Origin of the sequence: Novosphingobium sp. 32-60-15, from assembly GCF_002280675.1 — a bacterium.
Classification (GTDB): Bacteria; Pseudomonadota; Alphaproteobacteria; order Sphingomonadales; family Sphingomonadaceae; genus Novosphingobium.
Genome location: NZ_NCEN01000018.1, coordinates 45,696 through 63,583, shown reverse-complemented (window position 1 = coordinate 63,583; position 17,888 = coordinate 45,696). Strand labels below are relative to the sequence as shown.

Below are 17,888 nucleotides of genomic sequence, written 5' to 3'. Positions count from 1 at the left end.
GCCCCGGTCCGCAAGACCGGGGCTTTGTTGCATTCAGCCGCGCTTGGGCCACCATGGAATGAACCCCGAAGTGCGCCGCACATATTCGGCATAGCCGGGCCGCCGCGCCGCCATGTCCTTTTCCAACAGCGGCTTGCCAGACCAGCGGGTCAGGGTGAACGTCAGGAATACAGGGCCAATGGCGCTCACCAGCGCAACCCATAATCCGGCCTCTGCCGCCGCCAGCCAGATACCCCACCACACGCAGGCATCGCCAAAGTAATTGGGGTGCCGGGTATAGCGCCACAGCCCAGTATCCAGCACGCGGCCTTTGTTGGCAGGATCGGCGCGGAAGCGGCTTAACTGCCAATCGCCAACCGCCTCGAATGCAATGCCGATAAGCCACAAAACGCCACCAACCTGCGCCAAAACGCCCACAGGCGCCATCCCGCCGCTTGCCAGAATACCCAATTGCGCGGGCAGGCAAGTGATGAACAGCAGCAATGCCTGCGGTGCAAACACCAGTTTGAGCGCCGCCGCCCCATACCGGGCCTCTACCCGCGCCTTGCCCAGCATCCTGGCATAGCGCGGGTCTTCACCATGCACCCGCCACCGCGCATACAAGTGCCAAGCCAGCCGCGCCGCCCAGATCGAAGCCATCGCAGCGATCAAACTTGCGCGCGCGCCCGCTCCGCCGTTCACATGCAGCCATGATATCAGCGCCAATACGCCCATACCGCCGCCCCAAACCGCGTCGATAAAGCTGACATCGCCGATCCGCACCGCAATGCGCCACAGCATCGCCATGCCCAGAACCAGAAGGCCTGCGTTGATCAGCAATGCGTCAATCATGGAGTGCTTGCCCTAAACTGGCGATCCCGCGCGAAGGATGCTTGGGTGTGACTGTCTGATAAAACTCGAAAATCTTTGCCATATCAGCGTCATAGTCGCCCGTGGGCCAAATTGCGGGGCCAAGGCCGCCGGTCTTGGTGCCATAATCCATCATGCCCACCACCAAAGGCACGCCCGCCTTCATGGCGATGTGATAAAACCCCGTGCGCCACTGCCCCACTTTGCCGCGCGTGCCTTCAGGCGCGATGGTCAGCATGAAACGGTCACGCCGTGCAAACTCGGCCGCCATCGTATCAACCACGTTCTGGCGCGATGATCGCACCACCGGCACCCCGCCCATATCGCGCATGAACTTGCCCATCGGCCAGCGGAACAGGCTGTCTTTGGCCATGAAATGCGGCTGGATGCCGATGTCCTCGGTCAGCCCGATGAAGTACAGAAAGTCCCAATTCGACGTATGCGGAGCCGCGATAATCACGCATCGCCCATCAACCGGCGGCGCACCATGCGCTTTCCACCCGCGCATGCGATAGAATGTGACCAACGCCTTGCGTACCAGCCGCGAAAGCAAGCTCGGCCTGCGGTCCTCGATAAATCCTGCCATTCCCGTCTCCCCGATGCAGGATAACCACAGGGCCGTGCATTGTCGAAGGGTTCATAAGGTCAGGCGGTGTCGCCCGCATCGGGCCAGGCTGTCATGCGCGGGGTGGACCGGCGCAGGAACAGGCTGGGCAGCTTTACCAGCATTAAAGACTTGTGAATCCAATAGTCTGACCACCGTTCGCGCAGCTTTGCCTTGGCGCGGCCCTGCCGGTCCAGCCAGTTTTCATAGGGCATCCAGTGGTCCGGCTCATCGCGCGCCACAACCTCGAAGATACGCTTCATCGCCTTGTCCGATTGCACGTGGCGGTTGGCCAGCAGTACATCCACTTGGGCCATGCCGCGCTGTTCGGTCAGCATGATCACGCGGCACAAGCGCTCAAACGCATCGGGGCTGGAGATCACGCCCTGGGTGTCCAGATCATCAATCGAACAGCCGAACACTTTTTCGATGAACCGGTCGATGTGCCCGCACGTGCTGTCCACCGCCAAAGGCATGCGCCCCTGCAATTCAAACCACCGTTTGAACATGACATAGTGTTTGCGTTCATCGCCGCGATGCTTGGCAATCGCCGCGATGAATGCCGGATCATCAGGGCAACGCACGCGCACAGCATCCAGCACCCGATCCAGCGACGTATAGCCCCTGTGTTCGTTATAGATGTAGATCGACGCCAAAACGTCGAGGAAACGGGCGCGGAAGCGCTGGAAAATAAGTATCACACTACAGAATGTCACAAATCTGCATTCCGTTCCACCATACCCTTTCGGGCTTGCCAAGTGTGGCCGCTGGCATATGGACAGTTGCGCACAATACAGGATCACCGGCATGGCCTTTTTCACGAAAAACCCCAAGTTCGACTGGATTTTCCGGTGCGGCTGGAAAGGGTTGTGCCCGCGCTGTGCGAAGGCATCCATGTTCAACGGCTGGTTGAAACTGCAAAAAACCTGCCCCGAATGCGGGCTGAATTATGATTTCGCCAATGCCGATGATGGCCCTGCGTTTTTCGCGCTTTGCATCACGGCATTCCCGCTGACGTTTCTCGCGGTATGGCTTGAAGTCGCTTATGCGCCGCCATGGTGGGTGCACGTGCTCACATCGGTGCCTATTCTGGGCTTCGGCTGCCTTGCGACACTGCGCCCGTTCAAAGGCTGGCTTGTCGCATCACAATATGTGAACAACGCCATCGAAGCAGGCACTGAGAGTTTATGGGCGAAGCTGAACGCCAAGGACAAGGCCGAGGATTAGAGGCGGTTCAACCTTTGCGATAATCCGCCGTCACTTCCCCGCATTCGGCCAATTCGGCTTCATGCCCTACTTCGCGCCATGTTTCGGCCAAGGCCTCGGACTCCCATTGCCGCATCGCGGGGTGTGCCAGCACGTGATCGACCCAAGCTTTCCCCGCCCCCACGTCCAGCCCATAAGTGCGGATACGGAACGCTACGGGGGCAAAGAATGCATCCAGCGCGGTAAAGTCTGGCCCAGCCAGCCACGGCCCGCCAAAGCGGCCAAGGCCCTCCTCGAAGATCTCGCGCAGGCGGCCGACATCGCGCACTAGCGCGGCGCTCATCGGGCGGGGCTTTACGCGGACGCCCACATTCATCGTGCAATCATTGCGCAAGGCGGAAAAGCCGCCCTGCATTTCGGTCACAGCACACATTGCAAAGGCGCGGGCGGCCTCGTCCTGTGGCCACACCCCCGGATGCCGTTCCGCAAGATAGAGCGTGATGCCCAGCGAATCCCACACCGTTCGCGCGCCATCAACCAGAACCGGAACTTGGCCCGTGGGCGAAAAGGCGCGGAATTCATCGTAATTGGCGGGCTTGGTGAACGGTTCAAGCCGGTCAGCAAAACCTATGCCCAACGCCTTCATCAGCACCCACGGGCGCAATGACCAGCTTGAATAGTTCCGGTTGGCGGTGATCAATGTGTAGCGCATGGGGCGCAAACCTAACGCCCCATGCACAATTCACAAGGCGCAGATCACTTCGCCAGTTCAGCCTCGACCGCCGCCAACAATGCCGGATCATCAGGCGTCACGCCGGGAGCAAACCGCGCGGCCACGGTGCCATCGCGTGCGATCAGGAACTTTTCGAAGTTCCACAATACCTCGGGGTCTTGTGTCGGCGTCATGCCATAGCCCTTAAGGCGTTCGCGGAACTCGTCGGCTGGGCCTTGCTTGGTCGGCAAGGCTTGTGTCAGCGCTGCATAGAGCGGCTGCTTGGCAGGGCCGGTCACATCGCCTTTGGCAAAGAGCGGGAAGGATACGCCGTAGTTGAGCTTGCAGAACTCGGCAATTTCCTCGTGCGATCCTGGCTCCTGCGCGCCAAAATCGTTGGCGGGAAAGCCCAGCACTTCCAAACCGCTATCAGCCTTGGCTTTATACAGTGCTTCAAGCCCCTCATATTGCGGGGTCAGTCCGCACTTTGATGCGACATTGACGACCAGCAGCACTTTGCCCGCGTGATTAGCCAAAGTGTCGGCGCTGCCATCAAGGCGGGTCAATGGAATGGTTGCAAGTTCAGATGCCATGGCCGTTTTCTCCCAATCAGTCGATGTAATGCGCGGTCGTCTTGGCCCGAACATCTTGCGCGGTCACACCCGGTGCCAGTTCCAGCAGGCGGAATGGCGAGGCGTGATCGGGACGCGCAAAGACGGCAAGGTCGGTTACGATCATGTCCACCACGCCCACGCCGGTCAATGGCAGGGTGCAGGCCGGAATGAACTTTGGCGATCCGTCCTTGGCCACATGTTCCATCACCACGATGATCTTCTTGACGCCTGCCACCAGATCCATCGCACCGCCCATGCCCTTGATCATCTTGCCCGGCACCATCCAGTTGGCGATGTCGCCGTTTTCGGCCACTTCCATCGCGCCAAGCACCGTGAGGTCGATCTTGCCGCCACGGATCATGGCAAAGCTGGTGGCGCTGTCGAAATAGGCGGTCTGCGGCAATTCGCTGATCGTTTGCTTGCCCGCGTTGATCAGATCGGCATCTTCTTCGCCGGCATAAGGGAACGGGCCGATGCCGAGCATCCCGTTTTCCGATTGCAAGGTCACGGTCATGCCTTCGGGCACGTGATTGGCCACCAGCGTGGGGATGCCGATGCCAAGGTTGACGTAATAACCGTCCTGCAATTCCTGTGCGGCGCGCGCTGCCATCTGGTCGCGGGTCCAGCCTGTTTTCAGTCCGTCATGGGTGGTCATTGTCTGTTCTTTCCAAAAGATTTCAGCAGTTGTGGGGCGGTGGGCCTGAACAGGTCAGGCTGCTTCACGCTCACGCACGGTGCGGAACTCGATTTTCTTGTCATAAGGCGCACCGACAATTATCCGCTGCACATAAACGCCGGGCAGGTGGATGCTGTCAGGATCAAGGCTGCCAAGGGGTACGATTTCCTCAACCTCTACTACGCAAACCTTGCCGCATGTGGCGGCGGGCACGTTGAAATTGCGGGCGGTCTTGCGGAACACGACATTACCGCTTTCGTCGGCCTTCCACGCCTTGACCAGCGACAGATCGGCAAAGATGCCCTGTTCCAGCAGATATTCCTGCCCGTTGAAAACCTTGGTGTCCTTACCCTGTGCCACCAGCGTACCAACGCCGGTCTTGGTGTAAAAGCCGGGAATGCCAGCGCCGCCTGCGCGCATCCGTTCGGCCAGCGTGCCCTGGGGGGAAAACTCGACCTCCAGTTCGCCCGAAAGGTACTGCCGTTCAAATTCCTTGTTTTCGCCGACATAGGACGAGATCATTTTGCGCACCTGGCGCGTGCGCAGCAACTTGCCGATGCCTTCGTTGTCAATTCCGGCGTTGTTGCTGGCAAAGGTCAGCCCCTTCACCCCGCTGTCGCGCACCGCATCCAGCAAGCGTTCGGGAACACCGCACAGGCCGAAACCACCGCACGCTATTAGCAAGTCATCGCGCAACAGACCGTCAAGCGCGGCTGCGGCATCGGCATAAAGCTTTTTGGACATCGGGAATTCTCTCCTGCGTTCTTTATGCTGCAATAGCACAGCCGACGGATTGAAAAGAGCGATTGTTTTTTATCTGAATCGATAACAAAGTCTGATCAAATGAAGCGCATTGCCATCTATCACCTTGAAACCCTGCTGTGGATTGCCCGGCTCGGCACGTTTCGTGCGGCGGCAGAGCGGCTTAACACCACGCAACCTGCCATATCTGCCCGTGTCCGTGAAATCGAGGAACAACTGGGCATTGCCATTTTCCGCCGGGACGGGCGCAACATGGTGCTGACCGCGCGGGGAAGGCGGCTGGTGAAGGAGTGCGAGCCGCTGTGGGCGGGCTTCGAAAAGGCGCTGCTGACCGCTTCGGGCTTTGAAGGCGCCACCGGCACCGTGCGCATCGGCAGCGGAGAAATTGCGGCCGCATCATGCCTTCCGGCCTATGTGCAAGAAGTGGAGCGCGATCTGCCCGGCGTGACGCTGGAAATCGAACTCGACCTGACCGCGCGCATGCTCCAGCAATTGCTGGGCGGCATGATCGATATGGCGTTTCTGGCAGGGCCGGTTGCCAGTCCCGGCATTCGAACGGTCGGGCTGGGGGCAGTCGGGCTTGTCTGGGTGGCGGGGCAAGAGACAGTGCGGGCAGGGGGATTTGCGCAAAACCTGCCGGTGTGGTCAATTCCCAGCCATTCACCGCTGCACGGCGTCACGCTTGAAACATTGGCACAAGGCGTCATCACTCCGCGATCCATCAGCACTTGCAACAACGTGCGCACGTTGATCGAGATTATCAGCGGCGGTGGCGGTGCGGCCGTCCTGCCCGAACCGATGGTGCGACCGCTGCTGGCATCGGGCATGCTGGCCGAAGTCTTGCCGCGACCTGCGCGCAAGATCCAGTTCGAGGCGGCCATCAGGGGCACGGAAAGCGATCCGGTGGTGCTGGAACTGTTCCGCCGCGCGGCTGGCTTGCGGATCGATTCCTGACGAACCTCAGGCGTTCACGTCCGCATAGTGCGCAGGCGGCTGGATCACGTCCATCCGTTCGGCCAGCAGCGGACGGAAACTGGGACGGCTTTTGAACACCGAGTACCACCCGCGCGACTGTTCATGGTTCGACCAGTCAATCCCGCCAAGGTAATCGGCCACCGAAATTTGTGCCGCCGCCGCAAGATCGGCAAGGCTCATCGTTGAACCTGCCAGCCACGGGCGATTATCGATAAGAAAATCGATGTAATACAGATGTTCGTCCGCCAGACGGATCGCATCGCGCAAGCGTTTGCTATCGGGCGGAGAGCGATAGACGAGCCGCTTTTTCATCCGTTCATCCAGAAACGGCCCGGTCACATCGGCATAAAAGCTTTCATCAAACAGCGCGACCAGACGGCGGATTTCCGCGCGATTGGCCGCCGTGCCGTTGATCATCGGCGTCTTGTCGACCGTTTCTTCAAAATATTCGCAGATCGCGCGGCTATCGGCCAGGCTGATCCCGCGTTCAGGATTCTGGATTGCGGGCGTGCGATAGGCCGGGCTGATATTGCCGAACCCTTCGCGCCGCTCCCACGGATTTTCGCGCACCAGATCATAAGGCACGCCCTTCTCGCTCAAGAGAAGCCGGACCTTGCGGCTGAACGGGCATAACGGGAATTGATAAAGCTGCCACATAAGGATGTGTCATTGCGCGGGGATGGGGGCGAAGTCTAGCAGTTGCAGCAAATTTCTGGTCGGGAAACATGCATGGACCATCATGACCCTGCCACAGCCAACGTTTCAGCGAACAAGTTGCAGGCTGCCTTCCAACAGGCTGAATTGATGTTGCACGGCAAAGGATTGCCCGTCGGCCTGAATCGTGACAATCGGTTCGCCTTGCGCATCCACCCAATCAAACAAGCGTGACTTGGCCTGCGCGCGCAAAGTGGAGCCGACCTGTGCAGCGATGCGCACGTTGAAATCCGGTGCGCTGGCAAGGCGAATCAGATCGTCGAGTTCCTCCTCACGCAACCCTGCTGCGTCTTGCCCTTGTGGATAGCAGCGCGCTTTGTGCTGGCGGCGCAAGGATGTCCTGCCGACATAGGCTTCAAAATTGCGATCACGCAGCAGCGCCGCAATTGCAGCGGTTTCGGCATAGACCGCCTCTGCCACAACGGCGGGCGATGCGGCGCGGGCATTGGCCCAAAGCGCGACGGGCGAGCCAGCACGGGGCTGGAAGTTCACGCTCAGGACCGCAGGAAGCATCACGGCACCGGCCTGCTCGCGTACATCCCACAGATCGCGCGCAAAGACGTGGGTGGTGATGCGCATTTCGTCACCGCTGATCGAAACCTCGTCACCTTCCAGTTGAAGCTTCGCGCTGGCAGTCGCTGGCGGTTCACCCGGCATCAGTGTTGCGGGACTGCGCAGGTTGGCTTCCGATGTGCCAATCCGCAATTGTGCGACGTTTTCACCTGTATCAAGGTCGCCGTGGATCGGGATGGATTCCAGCGAGGTTGCCCCCGTTGCAAGTTTGCCAAACGCAATGTCGTTGACCCTGATTTCGCCAGCCAGCGCATCGCCACAGGTAATTCCAAGCCCGTAAATCACCGGCCCGGTAAAGGGATCGGGGTTCAGCTCCAAAACTCGGTTTCCTTCAGGATCGTGGATGGCTTGGCAAGTTCGATGGGTTCGATATCCCGGCGGGGCGGCTTCTTGTCGCTGTTGTAGAAGTGCCCGGTGAATTTGAGGCCTTCCCACTCGACACTGGCCTTCAAGGAAGGTGGAGCCTTGAAGCTGAACGCCAGTTTGGCCTTGGCTTCGAAATTGCCTTCAATGACAACCGAAAGCGATTGCCGGTATCCCAGAACCCGGACGCTACCTGTGCCTTCCAACTTGGGCTCTATGGTGAATTCCGGCGCGACTTCCAGCGCGGCGTTGGCCTGATCGAGAGTCTTCAGATTGGTTGCCGAAAGCGTAATCTTGGGTGTGACTTTTAAAGTTGCGGTGATTTTGCCTTCGATCAGGGCCTTTACACCGGCTGGCAACCATCCCTGATCGAAATCAATACCCGCCCAAAGACCGACCGACCCGGTCAGGACATTGAGTGTCCCGCTCGCCGAGATGAAGCGTTCCACATAGTAGACGCGGTTTTCTTCTTTATAGGCCGCGGGCCAGCGATAGCCCCAATCAAGGCATAAATCGCCGTAGAGCAGCTTGTAATCGGCGCTGACACCGGCACCCACCCGGCATGCTGCCAGCACGTCTTTTATGGCTTCAAGGATGTTTTCGATCTTGTAGAGCCCTTCGACAAGGGCACCGGGTTCAATCTTGGCAGTTTCACCGCCAGTTTCCACTTCAAGCGAAAACTTCTCGCTTACCTTGTACTGGTTCTTATCGGTCAAATCCGATTTCAGCGTGTTGGTTGCGCCGTCCAGATCGTCAGTCTGCGTGACCGAGTAGACGCTTGAGCCGATATCTTGCGAAAGCGTGCGTGAAGCCGAATAACTGGTTGTAGTGAGCGTCTCACTGCTGCTGTCGGTACCGCCGTCTGCAAATTTCGTTTCTTTGGAAGTGGACAGGTAAGCCGCGCCCCGCGTAGTGGACCGCGACGTTCCCGCAACTTTGCCGAAGTCGCGCTTCAAAGTGGTGGTAACAGACCGGAATGGCGCGCCTTTTGCCACATTGGCAGCAGCATTCCTGTCCTTGGTTATTGATCCGCCTCTGGAATAGTCGGACCGGAGATCCTTGACCTTGAACGACCACTTTTCGTGCGGCAGGACCACAAGCCGCATGGCCAGGTTGGCCAATGCAGATTTTGGCGGCACGTTACAGCCCACGTACGTGTGGCCACAGGCCGTTCCACTGACCGTGATGTGCTTCGTCCGCTCACCCGCAAAGGGCCAGATCGAAAGCCAGGACTGCCAGCCGCTGCGATCATCAATATAGATTTTGGTTTGGACCGGCGCTCCGCCATCGGCCAGCGCATTGTCCCCGATTTTGGTCTGGGGATGGGCAGGCGCAAAGCTGACATGGCGGGATGAACAGAACGCCTGCGCTTTTGCTGTCAGATCCTTTTTACCTGCGCCGAGATAGCAATTGGCCAGAGTCTCGATCACCAGTTCGTGGCTGCGCAAATCACCCTTGTAAGCGTCATAAACCGTGGGTTTGACCGGTTCAATGCGGCGCTGGTAAGTTGCCGTAAAAGCATTGGACTGCGTACCATCGGACAATTCGAGCAGGAGTTCCTTCAGAACGCAATCTTCATAATGAACGCTTGGCGCAGGCTTCACCGGTGCCGGTTGTTTTGGCTGGTTAGGGGCTGGCGCGCTGTTGGTTGCAGGTTTCGCCGGGCAAGCGGCCACCACCTTTTCCGGTTCGCGGACGTTGCTGATCACCCAGTCTTTTGCGCGCTTGGCCGCTGCTTCAAGAGCGCTGAACATGCCCATTGCATCAAGCCCCGGCAATACGGTGGCCGCGCTCGGCAAGCCAGCCTTCGAGCCACATCAACTTGTTGGGCGCAGTGACATCGGGGATTGTCATCGCTTCGGCCACCTGGGCATGGTCACGAATGTCGCGCCAGTTGCCGCCGGACAGGAACATCAGCAGGGCATAAAGCGCAAAATCGGTCTCGACGCGCATCCCGACCGTGCGACCATCCTGAACGACTGCGTGAAGATCATGCTTGCGCTGCCCGGCGGGAAGCGTTGTCCACGCCGGAAGTTCGGCGGACAGCCAATTGAATATGCGTTGTTCCAGATCATCGAAACAATCGGATTGCATGGCAGAAACAATCGACGGTGAGATCGTGATCATCGGCGTTTTCTCGTGGCCATGCGCCAATACGATCCTGCGGGTTTCGTATCTGCTGAACTGTGGTAATCACCAGTAATGCCGTACTACGCGAAATTATGTGCGGGCCGTCACAGGGCCAAGCTCTGCCGTTAAATCACAAGACCTTCGACCAGCGGAAAATTCTCCGTGGCATGAAAAAAGGGCGTGCGCGTCAATGCGCGCACCGCCCCTGAACTATCCACCATGAATGCTTTGCAGTGTCGGGCGAAGATCAGCCCGACAGCCGCATCCGGTCGCGTAGCACGTCTATCGCGATGCGTTCGATCTCTTCGGCAGGGCGTTCTGCCACCAGCAAAAGCCCCAGCGAGCGTTGTTTTTGGGCGATGAGGTCGATAGCTTGCAATTTGTCCATGTGGCGCATGGCGATATCCATGTCTGTGCACAGCGATGCGCCAAGCGCTTCGACCTCTTCGGCTAGCTCTTCAAGCACGATAGCAATCTGGCGGTGCGTTGCTTGCGCCATAGGGCGTCTCCCTTCTGGCCGTTCAGGCAGCTTCGGCGACTTCGGCCCCGTCGGACAATGCAGCAAGGTTGAGCACCATCACCATGCGGTCTTCGATGGCGGCAAGGCCTTCGAGGAACGGCACAACCGTATCGCCAGCCGATGTTGGTGGCGGTGGCTGCAATGCATCGCTGGCAAGGGTGACGATATCGCTGACCGAATCCACGATCCAGCCGCTGATCTGTGCACCTTGCTGGGTCACGATGATGGCGTGGCGCGGGGTCGGTTCGGTTGCGCGCCAGCCAAGACGGGCCGCCAGATCGATCACCGGCAGAACCGTGCCGCGCAAATTGACGACGCCCGCAACGTAGCTGGGGACGCGCGGCAAACGCGTGGTGGGCGACCATGCGCGGATTTCGCGGATCGCCATGATGTCGAGCCCGAAGACCTGGCCTTCGACTTCAAACGTAATGAGTTCGCGCAGCATGCTGGAAGCTCCTGAAAGACGGGGGGACATCAGTGGGAAACCCGGCGGACGGCTGCCACCAGTTTCTCGGGGTCGAACGGCTTGACGATCCAGCCGGTGGCACCGGCTGCACGCGCACGCGCTTTCTTTTCGTCCGAACTTTCGGTGGTCAGCACAAGGATCGGGCGGTCGCGATGGCGGCTGCCCTCGCGCAAACGCTCAATCAAGCCAAAGCCGTCAAGGCGCGGCATGTTAATGTCGGTAATCACCACATCAACCTCGTTCATCGCCAGCCAATCGAGCGCGGCAATGCCGTCCTCTGCTTGCGATACGTCGAAGCCATGCCCGGCAAGGGCGTGGTTGAGAAGAGCCCGCATGGACGGGCTGTCGTCTACGGTGAGAATTCTGGTGGATTTGCTCATAGTGGAACTCACTTTTCCGATCAGAACAGTTCGACGTCGCCGCGGGTGACGACAGGACTTGGGGTGGGTTTAACAGGGGGCGCGAACCGGTCTTCCACTGTGCGGAGGCGGACCTGGCCCGTTGCCGGACGGAAATCGACGCGGCGGGCCTGGGTGCCGCCGAGATCTTCGCGCACCAGCATAATGCCTTCGCGCCTCAGGAATTCGCGGGCGAAGTCGGCATTCATCGAGCCGATCTTCATCATATTGCGATTAACATTGGCCCCACCGTAAAGGTGTGCTCGCAAATGAAACTTGCGCGCGCCTTTCGAGAGCATTTCGTTGACCAGCAATTCCATCAGATAGACGCCGTAATGTTCGTCAATCTTGGCACCGGGGGTGTTTGCCGGCGGTTCTGACAACAGAAAATGATTCATCCCGCCAACGCGCGTTTCAGGATCATACAGGCACGTGGCTACGCACGATCCCAGCACGGTGGAATATTCAATCGCCTGACCGGCACTGGCCAGCGCCTGGCCTTGCATCACGGTCACGCGCTCAATCGGGGGTGCTGCGGATATGGGTTGATGATAACTCATATCAGGCCGCCTTGCTGAACAAGTGGCGGGCAATTGATCCCAGCGGCGCAACGACATTGGCCGCGCCCAGATTGATCGCAGCGCGCGGCATGCCGAACACGGTGCAGGTGGCCTCGTCCTGGGCGATGGTGTGCGCGCCCTTGCGTGCCATCGCCAACAGGCCTTGCGCGCCATCGGCACCCATGCCCGTCAGCAAGATGCCAACCGCGCGCGCGCCAACCACTTCGGCAACCGAGGCAAACAGAACATCAACGCTTGGTTGATGGCCCGAAACGGGGTCACCGGGCCGCAGCTTGCAATGGAATGTGCTTGATCCGCCAACAGACAAGTGCCGCTCATCGCCCGGTGCCAGATAGACGTGGCCCTGCTTCAACGGCAGATCGGGTTCGGCGATAAGGACTTTTGGCGGGCATGACTGGTCAAGCGTACGTGCAACGGCGGGGGCAAAACGCGCGTTGATGTGCTGGACGATCACGGTTGGCGGGCAATCGGCGGGAAAGCTGCCGAGCACGGTTTGCAAGGCTTCAACCCCGCCGGTGGATGAACCGATGGCGATCAGGGCGGGGCGTTCGATCAGTGATCCGCGCGCTTCCTGCACCACTTTGCGCACGGCTGGTGCGCGCGTGGTGAATTCCACTTTCGATGCCTCGCGGATCATCTTGGCAAGGCGCCCTGCGTCTTCCAGACCAACGCCGCCGCCTGATTTGGCATAGCAATCGACCGCGCCAAGCGCGAGCGCGCGGGCCGACATTTCATTGCCTTCCTGCGTGGATCCTGAAACGATGATGACCGGGGTGGGGCGCAATTCCATGATCTTGGCCAGGAAATCGAGGCCGTTCATACCGGGCATTTCAATGTCGAGCGTGACCACGTCCGGGTCCAGCTCGCGGATCATCTGGCGGCCTTCTGCGGCATTGGCGGCAGCTGCGACTACCTCGATGTCCGGCTCTTTGCTGAGCCGGTTCATCAGAATCGCGCGCATGGTAGGCGAATCCTCGACGATGACGACGCGAATGCTCATGCAGACCTCTTGCGATAAATGGTGGGGCCCATGGTCGACAGATGTTCCATCGCCGGACCGGTCACTCGTTCGGAATGGCCGATGTAAAGCCAGCCGCCGGGGACGAGTTTTTCCGCAAAACGCGCGACAAGGCGCTCTTTTGTCGGATTGTCGAAATAGATCATGACGTTGCGGCAGAAGATGACATCGAACTGGCCCTGCATCGGCCAATCGCCCAGCAGGTTCAGCGTACGGAACCGGGCGATTTGCTGCACTTCGGAGGCGATTGTTGTCTCATCGCCTGCGCTTTGCGTCCAATTGCGGCGCAAGGCGTCGGGGACAGGCTTCAGATCTTCGGTGCGATACGTTGCCGCGCGCGCCTTGGTCAGCGCGTGAGTGGCAATGTCGCTGGCAAGCAGACGCACATCGCGCTTGGCAATATCGATGCCTTCGGACCTGTCCGGCCCCAGCAGCGTCATCAGCAATGACCACGTTTCCTCGCCGCTGGATGACCCTGCGGACCACAGCCGGACTTTGCCGCCGCTGCGCAACCGGTTTACAAAACCAGGGCGCACATCGCTGGCGAAATGTTCGAAGTGATGGGATTCGCGGTAAAAGAAGGTGTGATTGGTGGTCAGCGCACAAATGGTTTTCGACCGTTCCACCGCGTCTTCACGAATGCGCATGACATAGGCGCCAAAGGTGGCGCAGCCGCTGTTGCGGACCAGTGGTGCCAGCCGAGAATAGACCAGCATCGCCTTGCCCGCAGGCAGCACGATGCCCGCCTCGGCATGCGCGATTTCGCTGATCGCGCGAAAATCCTTTTCGTCGTAAATACCGGGGCTGACCCCCGGCATCGACGCGTCGAGAGCTTCCATCAGGCTCATGCTGCTTCTGCCAATGTGCCGGACGCCGCTTGCGCCGAGGCAAGGCTGCGCGAGACCAGACTGTCGACATCGACAATCAGCGCCACCCGGCCATCACCAAGGATCGTCGCCCCCGCCACGCCCTCGACCGAGCGATAATGCGTATCAAGGCTCTTGATCACGACCTGGCGCTGGTCGCAAATCGCATCGACCAGCAGGGCCGCACGGCCCGCGCTTTCTGTTTCGACGACGATCAGCACGCCATCCTGAGGCTGTGTGGCTGCGCCGATTGCACCGACCGAGGCACTGAGCGGGATGACCGGAATGAACCGCCCGCGCACATTGATCATGCAGCGGTTCGCGCCAAGGCCCTGGACTTCGTGCGGTTCGGGACGCAGACTTTCGACCACGTTGGCCAGCGGCACGACCAGCGTCTGGTCACCGACATTGACGACCATGCCATCGGAAATCGCCAGCGTGAGCGGCAAGGTAAGGGTGAAGGTTGTGCCTGAACCCGGTTCGGATTCAATGGTGATCCGCCCGCCCAGATCTTTGACGTTCTGGCGCACCACGTCCATGCCAACGCCGCGCCCGGACACATTGGTAACTTGTGCTGCGGTCGAGAAACCCGGAGCAAAGATCAGCAGGTCGATCTCTTCCTTGGTCATCACCGTATCCGGCGCAATCAGGCCTTTTTCGACAGCCTTGGCGAACACGCGTTCACGATCGATGCCCTTGCCATCATCGCCGATGCGGATGAGGATGCGGCCCGAACGGTGTTCGGCTGAAAGCGTTAACGTGCCTTCGGCGGGTTTGCCCGCTGCAATGCGTTCGTCGGCTGGTTCGATGCCATGATCGACCGCATTGCGAATCAAGTGGGTCAACGGTTCACCCAGCCGCTCGATCACGGTCTTGTCGAGTTCGGTGCTTTCGCCCGATACTTCAAGCCGCACATGTTTGCCGGTGGACGATGCCAGTTCGCGCAAGATACGCGGCACGCGGCTGAAGACAGAGCCGATCGGCTGGGCACGGATCGCCATCGCCGATTCCTGGATGTCGCGCGTCAGGCCTTCGATAAGCGTCATTTCATCCGACGCGCTTAACCCGTCCGATGACAGCCGCTGCGCCATCATGGCCTGGGCAATAACCAGTTCGCCCACGGCGTCGATCAACTTGTCCAGCTTGAACAATTCGATGCGGATCGATTGGCCGGGAGCGGGCGGCGCTGGCGGCGCTTGTTGTGAACGGCTGGCCTGCACATCGTCGGCAAGTTGTACCGGCGCTGCATTTGGCAAATCGGGGGCCACGGCTTTGGGTGCAGTAACGGCTTGCGCTGCGACAACCGGTGCAACCGGCGCTGCTGCGACAACGGCTGCGGGAAAGCGCACGGGCGGCATCGGGGCATCATCACCGAACGCCAGCGTGCAATCATCGCCAACAAAGTCGAAAATGTCGCGGACTGCAGCTTCGCTTACATCAACCGGGAAGCTGAATACCCAGCCCAGATACCCCGTACCCGGATCGAACCCGTCGAGTGGCGGGATCGAGGAAATATCACAGGTGGTGCATACGCCGCCAAGCTCGGCCATTTCGCGCAGCATCAGCAATGGCTCGCTGCCATTGCGCATGGCCGCGCTGTGCGCGCGCACCTTGACGTCCCAGCGCGGCATCACGCCGGGCGTTTCGGGTTCACCAATCTCGCCGGAAATATCGTCAAGCAGGGCATCAAGATCGAAATCGAGATCGAAGTCGTCTTCGTCCGGCTCAATGGTCTTGGCTTCCATTGAGGCAGGCATTGGTGCAGGCGCTGCAACCGGTTCAGGCGCTGCTGCAGGAGCGGCTCCGGCATTGGCAGCCATTGCAGCGGTCAATTCGGCCTGAAGCGCCGCGTCTTCGGGTGGTTCGCTGCTATCGCGCGCAGCGGTCACATGATCGCTTAATGTATCAAGCGCGATCAGCATCAGATCGATCAGCGGCTCGGTAATCGCAACGGTGCCATCGCGAACGTCGGACAGCAGTGTTTCGAACGTATGGGTAAAGGCTTGCAGTGCGCTGTAACCAAATGCGCCCGCGCCACCCTTGATCGAATGGACGCCGCGGAACACCGCGTTAACCGTATCACTGTCCTGCGTGCCCTCTTTGCATGCAGCAAGGCCTTGTTCTGCAGCGGCCAGTGATTCTTCGCATTCGGCAAAGAAGATTGCCTGAATTTCCTCGGCGGTCATGCGTCTGTCCCTGCAAAGAGCTCTTCGGAAAGGCCGGCCAGTGCCGCTGTTTCGCGCAAGGCCGGAGACGCATCAATCACCGCGCCTTCGCCGGTTTGCCGCGCGCTGACGAGCAATTGCAGCATAGCCTGGCCAACTTGCTGGCATTCGCGCGCATCAATGTGCAGCGGCCCCGCACCCAATGCCGCGATCATTTCGGGCAACAAGGCTTCTGTGGCGGCGCGGTCGCACCGGGCTGGCAATGATATCGACGACATCGGACGAGTGCCCTCCGCATGGATGATACCGGCCCGGAACGAATCCGGAATCGGCGTTTGTTATCCATCTGATAGGCCCGGAGGCACGAAGGCCGGCTTTCGGCATAGCTAGGGTGAGATACGTAAGGTGCAGCACATGAATTGCTTGCCCCTTCGCGCGTAAGAGGAGGTCCATAGCCGCGCTAAGGCGTTCGAATCAGGGGTTTTTGTCACAATGCATGAAGCACGAGTTCTGGTCGTCGATGATTCCGCTGCCATGCGGGCATTGTTTTCCGATATTCTCGATCAAGCGAAGAATGTGACCGTCGTTGGTGCTGCTGCAAATGCCGCTGAAGCGCGCGATCAGATCATCGCCCTGCGTCCCAATGTCGTTACGCTCGACGTGGAAATGCCGGGGATGAGCGGGATCGAATTCCTCGAAGAAATCATGGGCACGGCCCCGCTGCCTGTCGTCATGCTGTCCAGCCTTACCCAGGCCGGCACCGAAACATCGCTGCGCGCCTATGAGCTGGGCGCGGTCGAATGTTTCCCCAAGCCGCTGAAGGCAACGCCGGAACAGTTCAGCAAGACCGTGGGCAAGCTTGGCAAGATCGTGCTCGCCGCTGCCAACAGCAACGTCAAAGACCGCAAGGCCCCGCGTGAACACAAGGCGGCAGAAGCAAACTTTGAATGGAACGGCTATATTGTCGCGCTGTCTGCCTCGATGGGCGGGATTGATGCGCTGACCCAGATGCTGACCTATTTCCCGGAAAAGTGCCCGCCCACAGTTATCACGCTGAATGCCGAACCGGCGGTGGTGGAAACTTTCATCAAACGCATGGATGGCGAGCTGAAATGTTCGGTCAAGGCAGCAAAGGACGGCACGGCATTGACGCCGGGCACAATCCACATTGCCTTTGACCCCGAACGTCATGCCGTGATCGAACCGGGCAGCCCTGCCAAGTTGCGCCTGATTGATCGTGATCCGGTGGACGGGATGCGCCCTGCCGCCAACCTCCTGTTCGGCTCCATCGCGCGCGGATCGGTCCCTGCAACGGCTGCGGTGCTGACAGGCATGGGCGCAGACGGTGCCAAGGGCCTGAAGCTGATGCGCGATCAAGGCTGCAAGACGTTTGTGCAAGATCCCGGTACGGCGATGGTTGCCGAAGCGCCCGCTGCGGCGATTGCGATGGGCGCTGCCGAAACCCAGCTTGGCCTTGATGAATTGGGCGCTGCCCTGATCGCCAGCTGCAACAGCGCATAACACGCTGCAATTTTTGTGTTTCCCGCGTCTCCAGTCCCCCAAGGACGCGGGAAAAATGAAGAACCCGGAAGGCCTGTTTCGCAGGTCTTCCGGGTTTTTTGCTGACATTTTCCTTGCCGCACGCGCAAAAACCGCATGGGAGCGGTGCATTCGATCTAGGCTCTCAGATTTCACG

General features: G+C 59.6%; 22 protein-coding genes. 3 read left to right on the top strand and 19 right to left on the bottom strand.

The window, feature by feature from the left end; all coding sequences use genetic code 11:
• Nucleotides 1-33: 33 nt before the first annotated feature.
• Genes B7Y89_RS12915 through B7Y89_RS12905 form a run of 3 tightly spaced genes read right to left on the bottom strand, consistent with a single transcriptional unit; the run spans nt 34 to nt 2,154 of the window.
• Entirely contained in the window at nt 34-831 is a 798-nt protein-coding gene (locus B7Y89_RS12915) for a DUF1295 domain-containing protein (RefSeq protein WP_292938915.1), read from the bottom strand.
• A complete protein-coding gene (locus tag B7Y89_RS12910) occupies nt 824-1,435 on the bottom strand; it encodes a lysophospholipid acyltransferase family protein (RefSeq protein ID WP_292938914.1) in 612 nt (203 codons plus the stop codon). Before B7Y89_RS12910 ends, B7Y89_RS12915 begins: the two co-directional genes overlap by 8 nt.
• A 59-nt stretch (nt 1,436-1,494) precedes the next feature.
• Nucleotides 1,495-2,154, bottom strand: a complete 660-nt coding sequence (locus tag B7Y89_RS12905; protein WP_292938913.1) for a ferritin-like domain-containing protein — start codon at nt 2,152-2,154, stop codon at nt 1,495-1,497.
• A 106-nt stretch (nt 2,155-2,260) separates the two neighbouring features.
• Between B7Y89_RS12905 and B7Y89_RS12900 the strand changes: the two genes are divergently transcribed.
• Nucleotides 2,261-2,680 (top strand): DUF983 domain-containing protein, encoded by a 420-nt coding sequence (locus B7Y89_RS12900; protein ID WP_292938912.1) that lies wholly within the window; start codon nt 2,261-2,263, stop codon nt 2,678-2,680.
• 7 nt (nt 2,681-2,687) lie between these two features.
• On the opposite strand, the gene B7Y89_RS12895 is transcribed toward B7Y89_RS12900, so the two are convergent.
• From B7Y89_RS12895 to B7Y89_RS12880, 4 genes are read right to left on the bottom strand one after another with little or no spacing between them, the layout of a single operon-like run.
• On the bottom strand, nt 2,688-3,371 hold the full coding sequence (locus tag B7Y89_RS12895) for a glutathione S-transferase family protein (protein ID WP_292938911.1): 684 nt from the start codon (nt 3,369-3,371) through the stop codon (nt 2,688-2,690).
• 44 nt (nt 3,372-3,415) lie between these two features.
• Entirely contained in the window at nt 3,416-3,964 is a 549-nt protein-coding gene (locus tag B7Y89_RS12890) for a glutathione peroxidase (RefSeq protein ID WP_292938910.1), read from the bottom strand.
• Between the two features lie 16 nt (nt 3,965-3,980).
• Nucleotides 3,981-4,640 (bottom strand): CoA transferase subunit B, encoded by a 660-nt coding sequence (locus B7Y89_RS12885; RefSeq protein WP_292938909.1) that lies wholly within the window; start codon nt 4,638-4,640, stop codon nt 3,981-3,983.
• Nucleotides 4,641-4,694: 54 nt separating this feature from the next.
• Nucleotides 4,695-5,405, bottom strand: coding sequence for a CoA transferase subunit A (locus B7Y89_RS12880; protein ID WP_292938908.1), 711 nt, complete (start codon nt 5,403-5,405; stop codon nt 4,695-4,697).
• Nucleotides 5,406-5,504: 99 nt separating this feature from the next.
• On the opposite strand from B7Y89_RS12880, the gene B7Y89_RS12875 reads away from it, so the two are divergent.
• Nucleotides 5,505-6,377 carry a LysR family transcriptional regulator gene (locus B7Y89_RS12875; protein WP_292938907.1) on the top strand — a complete coding sequence of 291 codons (873 nt, stop codon included), beginning with the start codon at nt 5,505-5,507 and terminating at the stop codon, nt 6,375-6,377.
• A gap of 6 nt (nt 6,378-6,383) precedes the next feature.
• On the opposite strand, the gene B7Y89_RS12870 is transcribed toward B7Y89_RS12875, so the two are convergent.
• The 12 genes from B7Y89_RS12870 to B7Y89_RS12815 form a co-directional block, all read right to left on the bottom strand.
• Nucleotides 6,384-7,055 carry a glutathione S-transferase family protein gene (locus B7Y89_RS12870; RefSeq protein WP_292938906.1) on the bottom strand — a complete coding sequence of 224 codons (672 nt, stop codon included), beginning with the start codon at nt 7,053-7,055 and terminating at the stop codon, nt 6,384-6,386.
• 105 nt (nt 7,056-7,160) lie between these two features.
• On the bottom strand, nt 7,161-8,003 hold the full coding sequence (locus B7Y89_RS12865; protein ID WP_292938905.1) for a hypothetical protein: 843 nt from the start codon (nt 8,001-8,003) through the stop codon (nt 7,161-7,163).
• Nucleotides 7,994-9,808, bottom strand: coding sequence for a hypothetical protein (locus tag B7Y89_RS12860; RefSeq protein WP_292938904.1), 1,815 nt, complete (start codon nt 9,806-9,808; stop codon nt 7,994-7,996). The genes B7Y89_RS12865 and B7Y89_RS12860 overlap by 10 nt, the downstream gene beginning before the upstream one ends.
• Before the next feature lie 4 nt (nt 9,809-9,812).
• Complete coding sequence (locus B7Y89_RS12855; protein WP_292938903.1) at nt 9,813-10,175, bottom strand: hypothetical protein; 363 nt, start codon at nt 10,173-10,175, stop codon at nt 9,813-9,815.
• 250 nt (nt 10,176-10,425) lie between these two features.
• On the bottom strand, nt 10,426-10,677 hold the full coding sequence (locus tag B7Y89_RS12850; protein ID WP_292938902.1) for a hypothetical protein: 252 nt from the start codon (nt 10,675-10,677) through the stop codon (nt 10,426-10,428).
• 22 nt (nt 10,678-10,699) lie between these two features.
• Nucleotides 10,700-11,143: a chemotaxis protein CheW gene (locus B7Y89_RS12845; RefSeq protein WP_292938901.1), complete on the bottom strand. Its 444-nt coding sequence runs from the start codon at nt 11,141-11,143 to the stop codon at nt 10,700-10,702.
• A 29-nt stretch (nt 11,144-11,172) separates the two neighbouring features.
• A complete protein-coding gene (locus tag B7Y89_RS12840) occupies nt 11,173-11,544 on the bottom strand; it encodes a response regulator (protein WP_292938900.1) in 372 nt (123 codons plus the stop codon).
• A 20-nt stretch (nt 11,545-11,564) separates the two neighbouring features.
• Entirely contained in the window at nt 11,565-12,122 is a 558-nt protein-coding gene (locus B7Y89_RS12835; protein WP_292938899.1) for a chemotaxis protein CheD, read from the bottom strand.
• Between the two features lies 1 nt (nt 12,123).
• Nucleotides 12,124-13,143: a chemotaxis response regulator protein-glutamate methylesterase gene (locus B7Y89_RS12830; RefSeq protein ID WP_292938898.1), complete on the bottom strand. Its 1,020-nt coding sequence runs from the start codon at nt 13,141-13,143 to the stop codon at nt 12,124-12,126.
• The gene (locus B7Y89_RS12825; protein WP_292938897.1) at nt 13,140-14,009 is read right to left on the bottom strand and encodes a protein-glutamate O-methyltransferase CheR; all 870 of its coding nucleotides are present in this window, start codon (nt 14,007-14,009) and stop codon (nt 13,140-13,142) included. Before B7Y89_RS12825 ends, B7Y89_RS12830 begins: the two co-directional genes overlap by 4 nt.
• Nucleotides 14,006-16,213 carry a chemotaxis protein CheA gene (locus B7Y89_RS12820; RefSeq protein WP_292938896.1) on the bottom strand — a complete coding sequence of 736 codons (2,208 nt, stop codon included), beginning with the start codon at nt 16,211-16,213 and terminating at the stop codon, nt 14,006-14,008. Before B7Y89_RS12820 ends, B7Y89_RS12825 begins: the two co-directional genes overlap by 4 nt.
• Nucleotides 16,210-16,470 carry an STAS domain-containing protein gene (locus B7Y89_RS12815; protein WP_292938895.1) on the bottom strand — a complete coding sequence of 87 codons (261 nt, stop codon included), beginning with the start codon at nt 16,468-16,470 and terminating at the stop codon, nt 16,210-16,212. The genes B7Y89_RS12820 and B7Y89_RS12815 overlap by 4 nt, the downstream gene beginning before the upstream one ends.
• Nucleotides 16,471-16,684: 214 nt before the next feature.
• On the opposite strand from B7Y89_RS12815, the gene B7Y89_RS12810 reads away from it, so the two are divergent.
• On the top strand, nt 16,685-17,713 hold the full coding sequence (locus B7Y89_RS12810) for a chemotaxis protein CheB (RefSeq protein ID WP_292938894.1): 1,029 nt from the start codon (nt 16,685-16,687) through the stop codon (nt 17,711-17,713).
• The last annotated feature ends 175 nt before the right edge of the window (nt 17,714-17,888 follow it).